Source organism: Arthrobacter roseus, from assembly GCF_016907875.1.
In the GTDB taxonomy this organism is placed as follows: domain Bacteria; phylum Actinomycetota; class Actinomycetes; order Actinomycetales; family Micrococcaceae; genus Arthrobacter_J; species Arthrobacter_J roseus.
In genome coordinates, this window is the sequence record NZ_JAFBCU010000001.1 from 2,689,266 (window position 1) to 2,704,556 (window position 15,291).

Consider the following 15,291-nt stretch of genomic DNA (forward strand, 5'->3'; position numbering starts at 1 on the left):
ACTCCTTTGAGTGGATCGGGAGAGGTCAAGACTACGGGTTTTTGTGCCCCTGATGGCGACGTTTAGCGTCCCGCCCCCGAACCACCAGCCCAGCAATATGGGTGGCCAGACCGATGATGATGACGGGCATGGCAATGTACAGCAGAGCATCCGAGTTCAACATGGCGCCGGCTATCGCGGTAATGATGCCGCCGGCAGTGATAACCAGAGCAGAAAGGAGGAGTCTGCGGTACAGCGCGGAGCCGGTTTCCCACGGAGTGTTCAACATGGTTCCAGCCTACTAAACGACTGCTACCTAAGCCTTGATCCACCGATAGGTTTCTGAGGTTGCTCGGCGGTTTAAACACGAAATGCCCGTCTTTTCAGGGAAAATTGGACTTACCACAGCTCAAGTTTCTCGAAAATGAAGGACATCTCGTAGATGCTAGTTTCCCATACCCCTGCCGCGGTGTCAGCTTCCTTTAACGAGGAGAACCTTGTGTCCGGGACCGGGCTGGTTCCGGTGATGCGTCTAGCCCAGAATGCGGGCTTGCACGAACTGGTCGATGAGTGGTTAAGCGTGCCCACGGACAAGGGCGCCAACGCCGGATTGAAGGTCGCAGCTTTGGTGGCGGGTATGGTCGCTGGCGCGGATTCCATTGATGACATGGCCGTGTTGCGCCATGGCGGAATGAAGAAGATTTTCACGGGCTGTTACGCTCCTTCAACGCTGGGTTCATTCCTGCGCGCGTTCACGTTTGGGCATGTGCGTCAGCTCGACGCGGTCGCTTCCCGTCTCCTGGTGAACCTGATTCGGACGGCACCCCTGTTGGGCACACCGTCCGGGGAGGACTTCGTTTTTATCGATGTTGACGACACCATCGTGGAGGTTCATGGGTATCAGAAGCAGGGCTCCGGCTACGGGTACTCCGGAGTTCGTGGGCTCAACGCCGTCCTGGCCACCGCTTCCACGAAGGACACGGCCCCGGTGATCATCGGCCAACGCTTGCGTAAGGGGGCCGCGAATTCGGCCCGCGGCGCTAAACGCTTCGTCACGGACGCACTGGCCACCCTCAAACGCACCAACGTGGCAGGGAAGATGTTGTGTCGTTTTGATTCCGCCTACTATGGCCACGCCACGGTCAGTGCCGCCGTGGCTGGTGGGGCCGACGTTTCCGTGACGGTGCGCATGGACCCGGCGGTCAAACGCGCCATCACTGCCATTGAGGAGACTGCGTGGGCGCCGATCCAGTACACGAACGCGGTCTTTGATGAGGCCACCAGTGCCTGGGTGTCCGCGGCGGAAGTCGCCGAAGTGGAGTTCACCGCGTTCTCCTCGCGGAAGAAGGCCGAGAGGATCACCGGGCGCCTGGTGGTACGCCGGATTCCTGAACTGAATCCCAAAGCCACCGATGGCCAGCCCACCTTGTTCGACACGCACCGATACCACGCGTTCTTCACCACCGTCCCGGCCGGAACGCTCGGCACGGTCGAGGCCGACAAAACTCACCGTAAACACGCACAAATCGAGCAAGTCAACGCCGATATGAAGGACAGCGCCCTGGCTCACCTGCCCTCGGGGAAGTTCGCAGCGAATTCGGCCTGGCTGGTCGCTGCGGTGATGGCTTACAACCTCACCCGGGCTGCCGGGGTCCTGGCCAAAGGGACCTTCGCCAAGGCCCGGACCGGAACGATCCGGCGAAAGCTCATCAATGTCCCGGCCCGCATCGCCTCCAGCGCACGAAGAATATGCCTCCACCTACCCGAGGCATGGCCCTGGCAAACAGCCTGGGAGCAGCTCTTTGCCGCGACCCACGCACCACCGCAAACGGCATAAAACCCATCCACCCAGCCGAAACCCGGCCCAACGAAGAACCCAAAACGTGGAACACCAACGGCAGCAAGGCCACCCGATCGTCCCTGCCCAAAAGCACAAAATCAAGCAAATCCTCGAATCAGCACGCACCCGAACCGGATCGGTGGATCAAGGCTAAGCCCCTTCCTGAGTTCATCCAATGCGCGCACATGCTCCTTGTATGCCTTGCGACCCAAACGCGTCAGCCGGAACGTGGTCTGGGGTTTCTTGGCAAGGAATGACTTGGTGATGTCCACATAGCCGGCTTCCTCGAGAATGGCTGCGTGTTTTGAAAGAAGGCCGTAAGCGATGTCCAGTTCGTTTTTCAGGCTCTGATAGCTGGCGTCATCCACGCTCGCCAGCGCAGACATCAAGGCGAACCGGACGGGTGAGTGAATGGTGTCATTGAGCTGTCTGAGCGCATCATCGAGGCTCATCGGCCACGCGCCCATAGCCAGACCGCACACATCAGCAGGGGTGCAGCGACGACAAGGGCGGTTAGGGCAACTCCGAGACCGTTCAGTCCAGGCTCACCTCCCAGATGTATGACGGCGAGGCTGCACCCTACGGCACCCCACAAGGCAGCTAGGCCCTCAAGAATCTTGTAATGACGCGGCCGGACAGTGCGAACTCGTTTGGCACCTATACCGAACGCGATGGCCAGCACAGCGAGGCCGGCGAGGAACCACACTCCCAGCCCGCTTGTCCATGGAGCCGGCTCCAGCTGAACCATAACGACGACATAAGTGGCGAAGACGAGAGCCCACAAGGCAACAAACACGGCTTCCGGGCCACTCGAGATGCTGCGTGAGCGCCGTACCTCTTGTGATTCCATGTCTCCAAAGTAGTGAGTTGTTCACGCTTCGTCAACAGCTAATCAGAACAGTAACTCCTGAACGTTCGGCACCGTCGAACGGAAGTCTCCCGGCTCAATAAGCAGGCCCTTCAGCGCTGAAAGATCCACTAGGAAGTCCGTCTCCGCACCATCCAACCGCACCATCGCAGTCGCCCCCACCATGGCTTGAATGAGGAACCCGTGATCGCCCGCGTCAACCGTCGGATACGCCTGCAATCCAGCCGATTCAACAACGTAGCCGACGGCGGGAGGTGCCTCCCATTGCTCATCGACGACCTCAAATCCATCGAGACCCATCGAGCTGGTCAGCATGGCGCGGACCGTCGCCGCGGCGTCACAGTTGACGGCGTCAAGGTCTACCAAAGACCGAGGCGAGGCCAGGCCAGCCACCTTGGCCGTTGAGCGTACCGCCTGCTGGAGGCCGGCGTCGGCCGTTACCGCATCTTCAAGGACACGGACAATCCGCCCATCGCGGGCATGCGCGACGTAACGGGCGACGACGGCCCCCTGCTCGGCCAGTCTGAACCACTTGCGAAGATCCGAAGCTGTGCCAACTTTTGTTGCACCGTTGCCGAAAGTGGCCACATACAGCCAGTGCCGTTGGTCCAGATATTTCTTCAGTCCGTCCGGAGCGATTCCCGAACGGTGGATGTCATGCATGAACCGGAAATCGTCCTGGGCAAAACAGGGTCCACACTGGTAGCCCCGCTCGGCGATGTTGTGGTCCGGGCAGGTGAAATGCTCGCGAGATGTGGGCCCAAAAACCTTGGAGTGACCGAGGCAATACCGCTTGCCCAAGCTGCTGATGATCCGAAAACCTAGCCGGGCCTCCGATTCCAAGGGCAGACTGCCCCCAGTTCCTGTCCTGCCCGTCAGCGACAGCTCGGGGCCGTCGTCGCCCCACGTCACGCCACTGCACAGGAAGATGCCGCTCGGGTTGTCCATTGCCCCTACGCTACCCGGTGGCGACGATTCTCGCCGTGACGTCATCCCCGGGCGCCGAGGTCACCTCCTATGAGGTGCACCCCGAGCCGTCGAGGGTGATCTGGCGGGGTCTAGGCAGTCTGGCCCTCGTGCGGGCCTTCTGCAATTTCTTCCAGCATCTTGTCGTTGAATGCCGGGAGGTCACCAGGGTTACGGCTGGACACAAGCCCCTGATCCACCACCACTTCCTCATCAGTCCAGTTTGCCCCGGCATTGCGGAGATCAGTCTGGAGCGTGGGGTAGCTGGTCATATCGCGACCATTGACGACGTCGGCGTCAACGAGGATCCACGAACCGTGGCAGATAACTGAGACCGGTTTGTGGGACTCAAAGAAAGCCTTCGCGAACGCCTGCGCATCCTTATCGATGCGCAGCTGATCGGCATTGACTACGCCCCCGGGCAGCACCAGTGCATCGTAATCGTCAGCTTTAGTGTCCTTTACGGCAACGTCAACGAGGAAGGTCTCACCCTTATCAACACCGTTGAAACCTTGGATGCTTCCACTCTTGGGTGAAACCAGCGACGGCGTCCCCCCGGCTTTTTTGACAGCTTCCCACGGGCTGGTGAGTTCCACCTGTTCAACGCCGTCGGTCAGTAGAAACGCAACTTTCTTCCCGGAAATATCATGTTCAGGCATGCTTCCTCCAAACTTCGAACTCGGATGCTCCCGCAACTGGCGGGAACAACTCCAGTCTAGAAAGTCACCAAAGTAATAAGCAAGCTGTGCACCGGTAGCTTCTAGAGATCCCCGGCCACAGCAGCGGCAGCGGCCAACCAAGCGCGCTGCGTTGCCGGCTTCAGCAGGCCGTAGCGCATGCGCCCCTTCAATAGTGCGGTGTCGTACGGGATGATGGCCGATGCCCGGGCCAGATGACCGAATCCGTCCGCAATGTCATTGGCCTGCGCTGCAGTGCCGTTCCGGTCCGACTGACTGACAATGACGACGGCGTTGCGGGAAAGCTCAGCGTAACGGCCACCCCTGCTCTGCAAGGCTTCCAGTAGCAGAGCTCCGGCTTCGGCATGCTCCTCCTGGGTTGTGGTAGCAATGACCAGCTGATGCGTGTGATGGATCATGCGCAGCCACCGCTCAGCAGATTCATCATTGCCGGAGTCGATGATGTTGAGTCTGAAATACTTGGAGGCAACCTCGTGCAGTCCGTCGAAATCGCTTTCGGTGATTTTCTGCTCTGAGGCCAAGACATCCGGTTTGGACCGCAGAACGTCGTAACGATCCTCAGTCTGGTGATGGACGTAACGGGCCAGCAACGCTGACTGTGCCGACGGCGACAGCAACTCATCGGCGTGGTCCAACAGATCCATCACCGTGGAGTCGTGGGGGCCCTGCTCTGTGCGCCAGCCGAGGGTTCCGCGCGTCTCATTGTTATCCCAAGCGAGAACCGGCCCTCCCCCATTACGGGCGAAGACGGCTGCCAGCATGACGGTGGTTGGCGTTTTGTTGGCTCCACCCTTGCCATTGACGACGGCGATGGTCCGCGGGCCAGGCCAGTGCTGGCTGACAGCGCGGATGTCCCGGCGTTCGAGTTGTTCCTTCTGGGAGGGTCCTACGCGCACACCCATCCGGCTCAGAAATCCGCGGAGACCTCTGCTGGCCGGTACGTCAGCGGTATCGCGGGTCAGAAATGAACGGCGTTCGGTCGGCTGCTTGTTATCCGACCGGGACCGGGCTGGCGCCTGCCGCGGCGGGGCCGGGAGCGAATCCGGTTCCCTCTCTGGCACAGTACCTTGCGAAGTCGGCGGCGCGTCAGAGGACACCCTGTCCGCAAACTTCGGGAGCTGTGAAATGGGTTCGCTGGCTGCGCCGTCCTGCGGAGCGGCGCTTCCGTGAATGGAATTGCCTGCTATCTGTGCATCTTCGGGACGGCCAGTACGACGACGGCTCGCCCGAGTAGGAAGGTCGTCCGGGCGGTACTCACTCATGTTTTGTTCATTCCTGTCGATGCCACAACTTGGCCAAGTCTATAAGGCTGCACAGCATTATTCGTAAGTCACAATTTGGCATCACTACTGTACAAAGCTTACTTAGCAATTGCTACACGGTGAATTCCTCCTATAACGTCCATTATGAGGGGGACGAAACCGGTGTAACGCCCTATATCCGCGCCATAAGGTCGCCGGACATCCCATATTCCCGGCAGACGTGAGGCCTCATGAGTCCCATCGATGACACACCTTCCGATGACGTTTCCTGCCCCAATGAGCCTCTGGCATCTTTGATCTCCCGGATAGCCCAGGGCGATCATGAGGCTTTCACCGCCTTCTATCAGCTGACATGCCGCCGCGTTTACGGATTAGCGCGGCGCACAATCATTGATGCCGAGATCAGCAGAGAAACGACACAGGACGTTTTCTTGATCGTGTGGGAGCATGCCCGAAAGTTCAATCCGGCTAAAGGTAGCCCCATGTCGTGGCTCATGGTCATCACGCACCGTAGGGCAGTGGATAGGGTTCGAGCGGAGCAGAGGGGCAGCCGCCGGGAAATTGTCTGGGGGACCAAAGCAATTCAGCACCCATTCGACGAGGTCACTGAGGGATTTTCTGATCCGATAGAGACCAAGTTGGTCATGGAAGGCCTTGCACAACTCACGTCACTTCAGCGTGAATCAATCAGTCTTGCCTTCTACGGCTGCCTCACCTACCCAGAGGTGGCCGAGCGGCTCGGAGTTCCGGTAGCAACGGTGAAGTCCCGGATTCGTGACGGGCTCCGACAACTCAAGAACTACCTTGGACCGGTCCTGCCCATCAGATGAGCGGCAGCGGCGCTGTGGCCCCTAATACGCCACATGCAAAACCCCCGGCCGCTTGGCGGTCCGGGGGTTGTTCTCTGTAGCGGTGGGGAGGCTCGATCTCCCGACCTCACGATTATGAGTCGTGCGCTCTAACCAACTGAGCTACACCGCCGTAAATGGCAAGACCCGCGCTGTGTTGTTTTACAGACACGGGGCTTCTCCATTCAGAGCCCCCCACCGGAATCGATCCGGTGACCTCGTTCTTACCAAGAACGCGCTCTACCACTGAGCTAGGGGGGCAACGACAAAGAACTTTACCAGCAAAATTTCTCCCGAGGAAATCCGATGTAGAGGACCATGAAGGCCCTCTACATCGGGCTAGATTTGCTCTTTAATCAGCTCTGGTGCCGCGGCTTACGGGCACCATACGAGTCCCCTTTTTTGAAGTCCTTCTTGAAACCTTCACGCTTCTTGAAGTCCTTCTTAAAGCCTCCTCCGCCGCCGCCGCCTTCACTGCGCGGCTTCCGCCCCTTGTCGAGCTCGAGCTGGATCAGCTCGCCCCCGATGCGGGTCTTGGACAGTGCTCGCCACTGATCCTTGCTGAGGTCCGCTGGGAGCTCCACGAGCGAGTGATCGGCTCGGATGTCGATTCCGCCGATCTGGGAAGAGGTGAGACCACCCTCATTGGCGATGGCACCCACGATAGAGCCCGGCATGACCCGATGGCGACGTCCAACGGCGATCCGGTACGTTGCGTTGCCTTCGGTCAGCGTGCGTGTGGGGCCGCGTGAGCTGAAGCCGTCGCGGTCACCCTTGGCAAGCCGTGCCTGCTTGGCTGGCGCCTGCGGCAGTTCCTCCATGAGGAGCTTCTGTCCGCCCTGCGCCATGACAGCGAGAGCTGCAGCTATTTCCACGGCCGTGACTGAGTGATCGGCCTCGTACTTCTCCACGAGGTCACGGAAGATGCTGAGGTCCTCTGACTCCATGGTCTGGGTGATGCGCTCCGAGAACTTCTGCAGCCGATTGTTGTTGACCACGTCCACGGAGGGCAGGTTCATCAACTCAACGTTCTGCCGAGTTGCCTTCTCGATGGCCCGCAGCAGGTACTTCTCCCGCGGAGTCATGAAAAGAATCGCGTCACCGGTGCGTCCGGCACGGCCGGTGCGACCAATACGGTGCACGTAGGATTCGGTGTCGTGAGGGATGTCGTAGTTGACCACGTGGGTGATGCGCTCAACGTCGAGGCCGCGGGCAGCGACGTCGGTGGCTACCAGGACGTCGATTTTGCCGTCCCGCAGAGCTTCGATGGTGCGCTCGCGTTGTGCCTGAGGGATGTCGCCATTGATCGCGGCTGCACGGTAGCCGCGCGCCTTGAGCTTGTCAGCGAGCTCTTCAGTGGCTATTTTGGTGCGTACAAAGGTGAGGACGCCTTCGTACTGTTCCACCTCAAGAATGCGGGTCAACGCATCCACCTTATGGGCGCCCATGACCTGGACGTACCGCTGGCGGATGTTGCTACCCGTGGACGTCTTAGATTTCACCGAGATCTCGGCAGGATTGTTGAGGTACTTCTTGGCGATCTTACGAATGGCCGGCGGCATGGTGGCGGAGAATAGTGCCACCTGCTTCTCAGCCGGGGTACGCGAGAGGATCTGGTCCACCTCGTCGGCGAAGCCCATGCGCAGCATCTCATCCGCTTCATCGAGCACCATGTACTGGAGCTGGGAAAGGTCCAGGGACCCCTTCTCGATGTGGTCGATGACACGGCCTGGAGTTCCAACGACAACCTGTGCACCGCGGCGAAGACCGTTCAGCTGGGGGCCGTAGGGCGATCCACCATAGACGGGCAGAACCGTGAAGTTGTCCATGTGCGCGGCGTAGGAAGAGAACGCTTCCGCTACCTGCAGTGCAAGCTCGCGGGTGGGTGCCAGAACAAGGATCTGAGTGGACTTGGTGGCCGGTAGTTCAGCCATACGGGATAGTGCGGGGATGGCGAACGCCGCCGTCTTACCTGTTCCCGTCTGTGCCAGACCGACAACGTCGCGGCCCTCAAGGAGCAGCGGGATCGTGGCCGCCTGGATGGGAGAGGGCTTTTCATAGCCGACGTCGGTCAGGGCCGCCAGGACTCGACCGTCAAGATTGAAGTCGGTGAACAGGACCTCGTTGGGGTCGGCGTCCTCGGGGGCAGCCGTGGGCTGGTCCGGGTTTTCCAGAGTGGAAGTGTTTTCAGACATGGGAAAGGGAACTCCATTATTCATTTAGGCCGGAGGGCGCACACCATCTCTCTTCACGGTTGTGAAGTGAGGACGATACGCCTCATTACATGTGAGTCCGGCACTGTTCCAATCCCGTGGCAGGACTTCCCGTCAATAGCGGTCCGTTTAAACAACGGTCCGCAAGACTTTTCTTCTTAACCGGCGCGCCCAAAATAAATAACGCCCGCGTCCATCGCGGGCCCCTCAAGAAAACTGCTCCTGCCTCAAACATTGGGCAGAAATACAGTGCATCAATCAACAACAGTCAGCGACCGCGTGCAGTGAATGCAGGCATACCGGAATGGGGATAGACCTATTCTACGCGATTCTGAGGCCTGCTTGGTTCGGTATTGCCGGTGACCTTGGGCACAGGCGGGAACGGCGCGCTGGAACCGCCCATCGCCGCCCGGCCCCTACCCAGTACCTGCTGGACTTTACCGAGCATGTTGGGGCCCAGAAACAAGCGCCCCTCATGGTGCTCATCCAGGAGGAGCTTTGCACTGCCCAGGCTTGCATTCGTGATCCACGAGGACACGGTGACTCCATGGTCTGGCCGGTGGGTCACGGTCACGGAATCTCCCGCTTTGATGGTGCCCATGGTCAGTACCCGCAAGTAGGCGCCGGGCAGGCCTCGGTCCGCGAACTGTCGGATCCAGCGGGTCCGCTCTACTCGATGCTGAAAAGACGAGCACGGTATGCGCGGCATCGTGACTTCCAGCTCCACCTCCGAGCCAACCAACCAGCGCTCACCGATGATGGCACCGCTGACATCGATACCGGACAGGTGCAGGTTCTCCCCGAAGAATCCCGGCGTAATGGGGTGACCGAGTTCAACTTCCCACACGGAAGATTCCTCGGAAGCATAAGCGTAGACCGCCTTATCCACTCCCCCGTGATGTTCACGATCTGCCTGGATGTCGCCGTGAAGGCCGAGCCTTCGGACGTGCACGGGCCCATCGACCGGACGTTTGTCGATGGCGCTCACGCCGACGTTTCCGGGCACTTCGATCAATTGATGAACGCGGCAGAGAGCGAGGATAACTCCGGTAGTCATGCCGTCCATATTAGTTCGCTGCCCTTCGGATTTTTCGCAGCACCAACAGCCAATAGACCAATAACGCGACTGCACAGAAGACTCCGGCGCTGGATGCCATCAGCCACAGTTCCGGAATCTGCGAATTCAGGTCCTCCGACCCAAATAGCTTGCCGATTTTTTTGGGGGAGGCAAAGAACACCGCAACGGACGCGGCAAGCAGGATCCATCCCGCAGCTGTCAGGCCCACCGCCCTCTGCGGCACCTGCCTGACCTGCAGGAAATGTACCGGCAGGAACAGCGCGGCCCACACCCAGTGGTGGGACCACGAGACGGGTGAAACCAGCAGCATCAAAAGAGCCGTCGCAGAAACGGCGGCGAGCCGCGCCCCGTCGTCGTCCGCCATCTTGATGACGACGCCGGCCAGCGCCAACGTGGCCAGGCTCAGCAAGAGCCACAGGGCAGTGCTGTCGTAGTCCGGACCGGCGAAATGCAGGATGGTGCCCTTGAGGGAAAGATTATCGACGTACCCACCGCCACCAATCCGGGAAGTGTCCGGCAGTAGCACCGTCCAGTACTCCACTGATGCGCGCGGCAGGACAAGAAATCCCAGCCCCACGGTCGTGAAGAACCCGAGCACCATATTGCGTAGCCCAGCCCAGTCACGGCGGACCAGGAAGTAGAAGCCAAACACCAGCGGGGTCAGCTTGATGCCCGCGGCGACGCCAGTCAGGAATCCAATGGGCCAGCATTGCCCCCGGTACAACAGATCCCACAACATGGCAGCCATGAGCAAAATGTTGATCTGGCCGAACGCACTGGTTTCCCGCCACGGCCCCAGCAGCAGGATCAGGCCCGCGCCAACGATCGCCAGCGGTCGCAGCCAGGGATGGGCGACGACGTCGCGCACGCTCCCCAACCGGAACAGGCGCCGGAGCAGAAAAGTGGAGAGGACAACGGCGATGACGACGGCGAATCCCAGGAACAGACGGGCACCGGCAAACTGCCCGAAAGGGGCGATCATCGTAAACAACAGCGCGGCGAACGGCGGGTACGTGAACAGTAGCGGGCCGCCGGAGTACATCACCGACGTCGTGTAGAGGTCATCGCCCCGAAGGACGCTCTGGCCACCCATCCGGTACACGCTGAAGTCCAGCCCGTGGATGGGCGACAGCGACAACGACCACATCACCAAAGCAATGGAGGAGACGAGCGCAATAACGACCGCGAGCACCTGAACCACCAAGGACGGATATTCTTTGAGCAAGGTCTTCCGCACTGATCATCCCCCAGCTGGAACGTGGGCCTCCCGAGTGTAGGCCATTGTCCACGGTACCGGCAGCTCTGTTGTCCCGGGAAACCGACCGGTAGATTGGTTTCCTCACGCAACGAAAGGAACCGCATGTCCACGATCGCCATCATCAACGCCCATGTTGTACCCGTTGAAGGTACGCCCTTCGACGGAACCGTCCTGCTGCAGGACGGCAAAATCGCCGAGCTTGGCCCCGACGTCGAGGCACCATCGGACGCTCACGTGGTGGACGGCGCCGGGAAGTGGCTCCTCCCTGGCTTCATCGACGCCCACGTGCACCTGGGGATGCACCCCGAAGGCGAAGACGGCTCCAACTCCGATGTTAACGAGATGACCGACCCCGTTATGGCGGGCGTACGCGCCATCGACGCCGTTGACCCCTACGACCCAGGGTTCGACGAGGCCCTGGCTGGCGGCATCACCACCGTCAACGTCAATCCCGGCTCTGGGAATCCTATCGGCGGGCTCGCCGTCGCCATCCACACCTTTGGTCACTACATCGATGACATGGTGCTCCGTTTCCCGAGCGGTCTAAAGTCCGCACTGGGAGAGAACCCCAAGCGCGTTTACGGGGAGAAGAAGCAGACGCCGTCCACTCGGCTCGGAACAGCCATGGTGATTCGCAAAGCGTTCATGGACGCGCAAAATTATATGGGCAAGGACGAGGAGCACGGGCGCGACCCGAAGCTCGAGGCACTCGCCATGGTGCTGCGGCGTGAAATCCCGTGGCGTCAGCACGCCCACCGTGCGGACGACATCGCCACGGCAATCCGCATTGCCGAAGAGTTCGGCTATGACTTGGTCCTGGACCACGGCACCGAGGCACACCTGCTGGCGGACGTCATTGCCGAGAAGAAGATCCCGGTCCTGATCGGCCCCCTGTTCACCACGAAGTCCAAGGTCGAACTGCGCGGTCGATCCATTGCGAACCCAGGGAAGCTCGCCGCCGCTGGCGTGGAGATTTCGATCATCACGGACCACCCGGTTATCCCGATCAACTTCCTGGTTCACCAGGCAACGTTGGCCATGAAGGAGGGCCTGGATCCGGTGACGGCGCTGCGTTCCATCACCATCAACCCCGCGCGCGTTCTGGGGCTCGCAGATCGCATGGGCTCGCTGGAGGTCGGCAAGGATGCCGACGTCGTCCTCTGGAGTGGCGACCCGCTGGATGTCATGCAACGGGCGCTGAACGTATGGATCGGCGGTCGTGAAGTTTTCCATTACGACGACGAAACGCGCACTGGCATCGTGGCTGACCGTAACTCTCACCTCGCGTGAGCACTGATCGCCGGCAGGAGAATCACCTTCCATGAGTAGGCCAGTCATGCCCGGATCACTGCGCTGGGGCTTCTGGCTCTGGATCGTGGTGTCCGGGCTGCTGGCCCTCTCCGCGGCGACCATCTATTTACAGGCGCTGACCCAACGCAGCAACCCTGCGAGCGCCATTGGCTTCGCAGGGTTGCTGGTGGTCGTTGCGGTGCTACAGGTTGTCTTTGCACTGCGGTTACCTCGCGGAAAGCGCGTAGCCCGGGAAATGCTGACCACGATCGGTCTCATTGGCGGCGTCCCGTTGTTTTTCCGGGGGCTCTCTTCAATCTGGGTTGTCGCGGTGCTGATGATTGTCGCCGTCGCCCTGTTGTGGCTTCCCGCCAGCAGCAGGTTCATTCTGACGCTGGACCCGAAGCCCGGTTCGAAGGTTCGCCGCTAGAGCGTCGCCAGTGCTTGCTTGAGATCGGCGAGAAGGTCTTCGATGTCCTCAATGCCCACCGACAGCCTGACCAGGTTGGTCGGTACCTCGAGCTCGGTGCCCTTCACCGACGCATGCGTCATTTCAGAGGGATAGTTCATCAGGGATTCGATGCCTCCAAGAGACTCGGCGAGGGTGAAAACACGGGTCGATTCCGCCACCGACCGCGCATCGGTTTCGCCGCCCTTGAAAGTCACGGACACCATGCCCCCGAAGGCCTTCATCTGCTGAGCTGCGAGCTCGTGGCCCGGGTGTTCGGGCAGGCCCGGATAGTAGACCCGTTCCACGGAAGGCTGCCCCTGAAGCCACTTGGCGATCGCCATCGCGTTGGAGCTGTGTCGGTCCATCCGCACCCCCAGCGTCTTGAGACCGCGCGTGGTCAGCCAGGCTTCCATCGGAGCCGAAACCGCGCCAACAGCGAACTGGACGAAACCGACCTTCTCGGCCAGGCCGGCATCGTTCACCACCACTGCGCCGCCGCTGGCATCCGAATGGCCACCAATGTATTTGGTGGTGGAATGGACGACGACGTCCGCTCCCAGACTGATGGGCTGCTGCAGGTACGGGGAGGCAAAAGTGTTGTCGACGACGAGCAGTACGTCATTTTCTTTGGCCAACCGCGAAGCCGCGGCTACGTCCGAAATTTTCATCATCGGATTCGACGGCGTCTCCAGCCACAGCATCTTCGTGTTGTTGTCCGTGATGGCGGCCGCAACTGCGTCGTTATCGGCGAAATCGACGACCGAGCTGGTGATGCCCCACGCTGAGAGCACGCGGGTGATCAGGCGGTAGGTGCCTCCGTAGACGTCGTTGCCCATCACAATGTGGTCGCCCGGTGCCAGCACTGCACGGATCAGCGCATCCTCCGCGGCCAGACCTGAGGCGAAGGAGAACGCGTGACTGCCGCCCTCCAGCGCCGCCAGCTGTTCCTGCAGCGCATCCCGCGTGGGGTTGGTGCCACGCCCATACTCATAGCCGTTGCGGAGTTTGCCGATGCCATCCTGAGCAAAAGTGGTGGTTTGATACAGCGGCGGGATGATGGAGCCGGTGGTTTTGTCCGGCGTCTGCCCGGCATGGATTGCGCGTGTATTGAAGCCTTCAGTCATCGGAACTCCTTCAGTCTTTTTCAGATACTCATGTACGAAAGTAGGTCGTGCCGGGTCACAATGCCAAGGGGAGCTCCCATAAACGTCACCATCAGGGTGTCGCTTTTCTGGAGCTTCTCCCGAGCCGTCGCCACGCCTTCAAGTGAGCCAATCAACGGGAGCCGCTCCTCCATGTGATCAGAGATCTTGTCCGTCAGGTGGGCTTCGCCCTGAAACAGTTTGCTCGTCAGCGTGCGTTCATCCACTGAACCCAGGACCTCCCCCATGACTACCGGCGGCTCCGCGGACAGGACGGGAATGTGACTGACCCCGTATTCGGTCATGATCGCAATGACGTCCCGGACGGTCTCATTGGGGTGAATGTGCACCAGATTCGGCAATGAACCCGTCTTGGACCGCAGCACCTCGCCTACGGTGGCGTCTTCGCCGCTTTCCATGAAGCCGTAAGACTTCATCCACTGGTCATTGAAAACCTTACCCAGATATCCGCGGCCGCTATCCGGCAGAAGGACGACGACGACGTCGTCTTCACTCAGGTCCTTTGCCGCACGCAAGGCTGCCACAACAGCCATGCCGCACGAGCCTCCCACCAGCAAACCCTCCTCACGGGCGAGCCTGCGGGTCATGGCGAAACTCTCCGCGTCATGGACCGCAATGATCTGGTCCGGGACCGAGGGATCATAGGCATCTGGCCACATGTCCTCACCCACACCCTCCACAAAATACGGACGGCCGGAGCCGCCTGAGTACACCGAGCCCTCGGGATCAGCGCCGATGATCCTGACCGGACCCGATGCACGGTTTGCCGAGATGTCTTTGAGATAGCGACCGGTTCCCGTGATGGTGCCCCCGGTGCCCACACCCGCCACAAAGTGGGTGATCCGCTGGTCGGTATCTGCCCAGATTTCCGGACCAGTGGTCTCATAGTGGCTTGCCGGGCCATTCGGGTTGGAGAACTGATCCGGCTTGTACGCACCCGGGATCTCTCGGGCTAGACGGTCCGAAACACCGTAATAGGACTCAGGGCTCTCTGGCGCAACCGATGTAGGCGTCACCACCACCTCAGCACCATACGCTGCAAGGACGTTGCGTTTGTCCTCCCCCACCTTGTCTGGGACCACAAAAATGCACCGGTAACCGCGCTGCTGCGCCACGATCGCCAGGCCCACGCCGGTATTGCCCGACGTCGGCTCCACGATAGTGCCGCCGGGCTTGAGTTTGCCCTCTTTTTCGGCGGCATCGATGATCTTCACGGCAATACGGTCCTTCACAGACCCGCCCGGGTTCAGGTACTCGACCTTCGCCAGGACAGTTGCCCTGATCCCTTCGGTCACCTTGTTCAGTTTGACCAGCGGAGTGTTGCCGATCAGATCCACTACGGAATTCGCGTACTTCATGGGTTCAACGTTACGCGGT

15 protein-coding genes and 2 tRNA genes are annotated in these 15,291 nt (G+C 60.3%); 4 read left to right on the plus strand and 13 right to left on the minus strand.

Going from position 1 to position 15,291, the window contains the following annotated elements; all coding sequences use genetic code 11:
• Nucleotides 1–31: 31 nt before the first annotated feature.
• Entirely contained in the window at nt 32–268 is a 237-nt protein-coding gene (locus tag JOE65_RS12950) for a hypothetical protein (RefSeq protein WP_205163588.1), read from the minus strand.
• 153 nt (nt 269–421) lie between these two features.
• Between JOE65_RS12950 and JOE65_RS12955 the strand changes: the two genes are divergently transcribed.
• The gene (locus tag JOE65_RS12955) at nt 422–1,816 is read left to right on the plus strand and encodes an IS1380 family transposase (protein ID WP_205163589.1); all 1,395 of its coding nucleotides are present in this window, start codon (nt 422–424) and stop codon (nt 1,814–1,816) included.
• Between the two features lie 101 nt (nt 1,817–1,917).
• Here the strand turns inward: JOE65_RS12955 and JOE65_RS12960 are convergent, their stop codons facing one another.
• The 5 genes from JOE65_RS12960 to JOE65_RS12980 form a co-directional block, all read right to left on the minus strand.
• Complete coding sequence (locus JOE65_RS12960) at nt 1,918–2,271, minus strand: winged helix-turn-helix domain-containing protein (RefSeq protein WP_205163590.1); 354 nt, start codon at nt 2,269–2,271, stop codon at nt 1,918–1,920.
• A complete protein-coding gene (locus JOE65_RS12965; RefSeq protein WP_205163591.1) occupies nt 2,268–2,669 on the minus strand; it encodes a hypothetical protein in 402 nt (133 codons plus the stop codon). The genes JOE65_RS12960 and JOE65_RS12965 overlap by 4 nt, the downstream gene beginning before the upstream one ends.
• A 42-nt stretch (nt 2,670–2,711) precedes the next feature.
• Nucleotides 2,712–3,635: a DUF2797 domain-containing protein gene (locus tag JOE65_RS12970; RefSeq protein WP_239536717.1), complete on the minus strand. Its 924-nt coding sequence runs from the start codon at nt 3,633–3,635 to the stop codon at nt 2,712–2,714.
• A 110-nt stretch (nt 3,636–3,745) separates the two neighbouring features.
• Nucleotides 3,746–4,312 carry a type 1 glutamine amidotransferase domain-containing protein gene (locus JOE65_RS12975; RefSeq protein ID WP_205163592.1) on the minus strand — a complete coding sequence of 189 codons (567 nt, stop codon included), beginning with the start codon at nt 4,310–4,312 and terminating at the stop codon, nt 3,746–3,748.
• 101 nt (nt 4,313–4,413) lie between these two features.
• Nucleotides 4,414–5,613, minus strand: a complete 1,200-nt coding sequence (locus JOE65_RS12980) for a MinD/ParA family ATP-binding protein (protein WP_205163593.1) — start codon at nt 5,611–5,613, stop codon at nt 4,414–4,416.
• 230 nt (nt 5,614–5,843) lie between these two features.
• On the opposite strand from JOE65_RS12980, the gene JOE65_RS12985 reads away from it, so the two are divergent.
• Entirely contained in the window at nt 5,844–6,443 is a 600-nt protein-coding gene (locus tag JOE65_RS12985; protein ID WP_205163594.1) for a sigma-70 family RNA polymerase sigma factor, read from the plus strand.
• 77 nt (nt 6,444–6,520) lie between these two features.
• On the opposite strand, the gene JOE65_RS12990 is transcribed toward JOE65_RS12985, so the two are convergent.
• The 5 genes from JOE65_RS12990 to JOE65_RS13010 all read right to left on the minus strand — a co-directional run bounded on the left by JOE65_RS12990 (nt 6,521) and on the right by JOE65_RS13010 (nt 10,989).
• A tRNA-Met gene (locus JOE65_RS12990) sits at nt 6,521–6,594 on the minus strand.
• Nucleotides 6,595–6,650: 56 nt separating this feature from the next.
• A tRNA-Thr gene (locus tag JOE65_RS12995) sits at nt 6,651–6,722 on the minus strand.
• A gap of 95 nt (nt 6,723–6,817) precedes the next feature.
• Nucleotides 6,818–8,656: a DEAD/DEAH box helicase gene (locus tag JOE65_RS13000; protein WP_239536718.1), complete on the minus strand. Its 1,839-nt coding sequence runs from the start codon at nt 8,654–8,656 to the stop codon at nt 6,818–6,820.
• 334 nt (nt 8,657–8,990) lie between these two features.
• Nucleotides 8,991–9,731 (minus strand): MOSC domain-containing protein, encoded by a 741-nt coding sequence (locus JOE65_RS13005; protein WP_205163596.1) that lies wholly within the window; start codon nt 9,729–9,731, stop codon nt 8,991–8,993.
• 10 nt (nt 9,732–9,741) lie between these two features.
• Entirely contained in the window at nt 9,742–10,989 is a 1,248-nt protein-coding gene (locus tag JOE65_RS13010) for a glycosyltransferase 87 family protein (protein ID WP_205163597.1), read from the minus strand.
• 123 nt (nt 10,990–11,112) lie between these two features.
• Between JOE65_RS13010 and JOE65_RS13015 the strand changes: the two genes are divergently transcribed.
• Together JOE65_RS13015 and JOE65_RS13020 are read left to right on the plus strand one after the other, a co-directional pair.
• Nucleotides 11,113–12,300 carry an amidohydrolase gene (locus JOE65_RS13015; RefSeq protein WP_205163598.1) on the plus strand — a complete coding sequence of 396 codons (1,188 nt, stop codon included), beginning with the start codon at nt 11,113–11,115 and terminating at the stop codon, nt 12,298–12,300.
• A 31-nt stretch (nt 12,301–12,331) separates the two neighbouring features.
• Complete coding sequence (locus JOE65_RS13020; RefSeq protein ID WP_205163599.1) at nt 12,332–12,730, plus strand: hypothetical protein; 399 nt, start codon at nt 12,332–12,334, stop codon at nt 12,728–12,730.
• On the opposite strand, the gene JOE65_RS13025 is transcribed toward JOE65_RS13020, so the two are convergent.
• Nucleotides 12,727–13,875, minus strand: a complete 1,149-nt coding sequence (locus JOE65_RS13025) for a cystathionine gamma-synthase (RefSeq protein WP_205163600.1) — start codon at nt 13,873–13,875, stop codon at nt 12,727–12,729. The two genes, JOE65_RS13020 and JOE65_RS13025, sit on opposite strands and share 4 nt — an antisense overlap.
• 20 nt (nt 13,876–13,895) lie before the next feature.
• A complete protein-coding gene (locus JOE65_RS13030) occupies nt 13,896–15,272 on the minus strand; it encodes a cystathionine beta-synthase (protein ID WP_205163601.1) in 1,377 nt (458 codons plus the stop codon).
• Between the last annotated feature and the right edge of the window lie 19 nt (nt 15,273–15,291).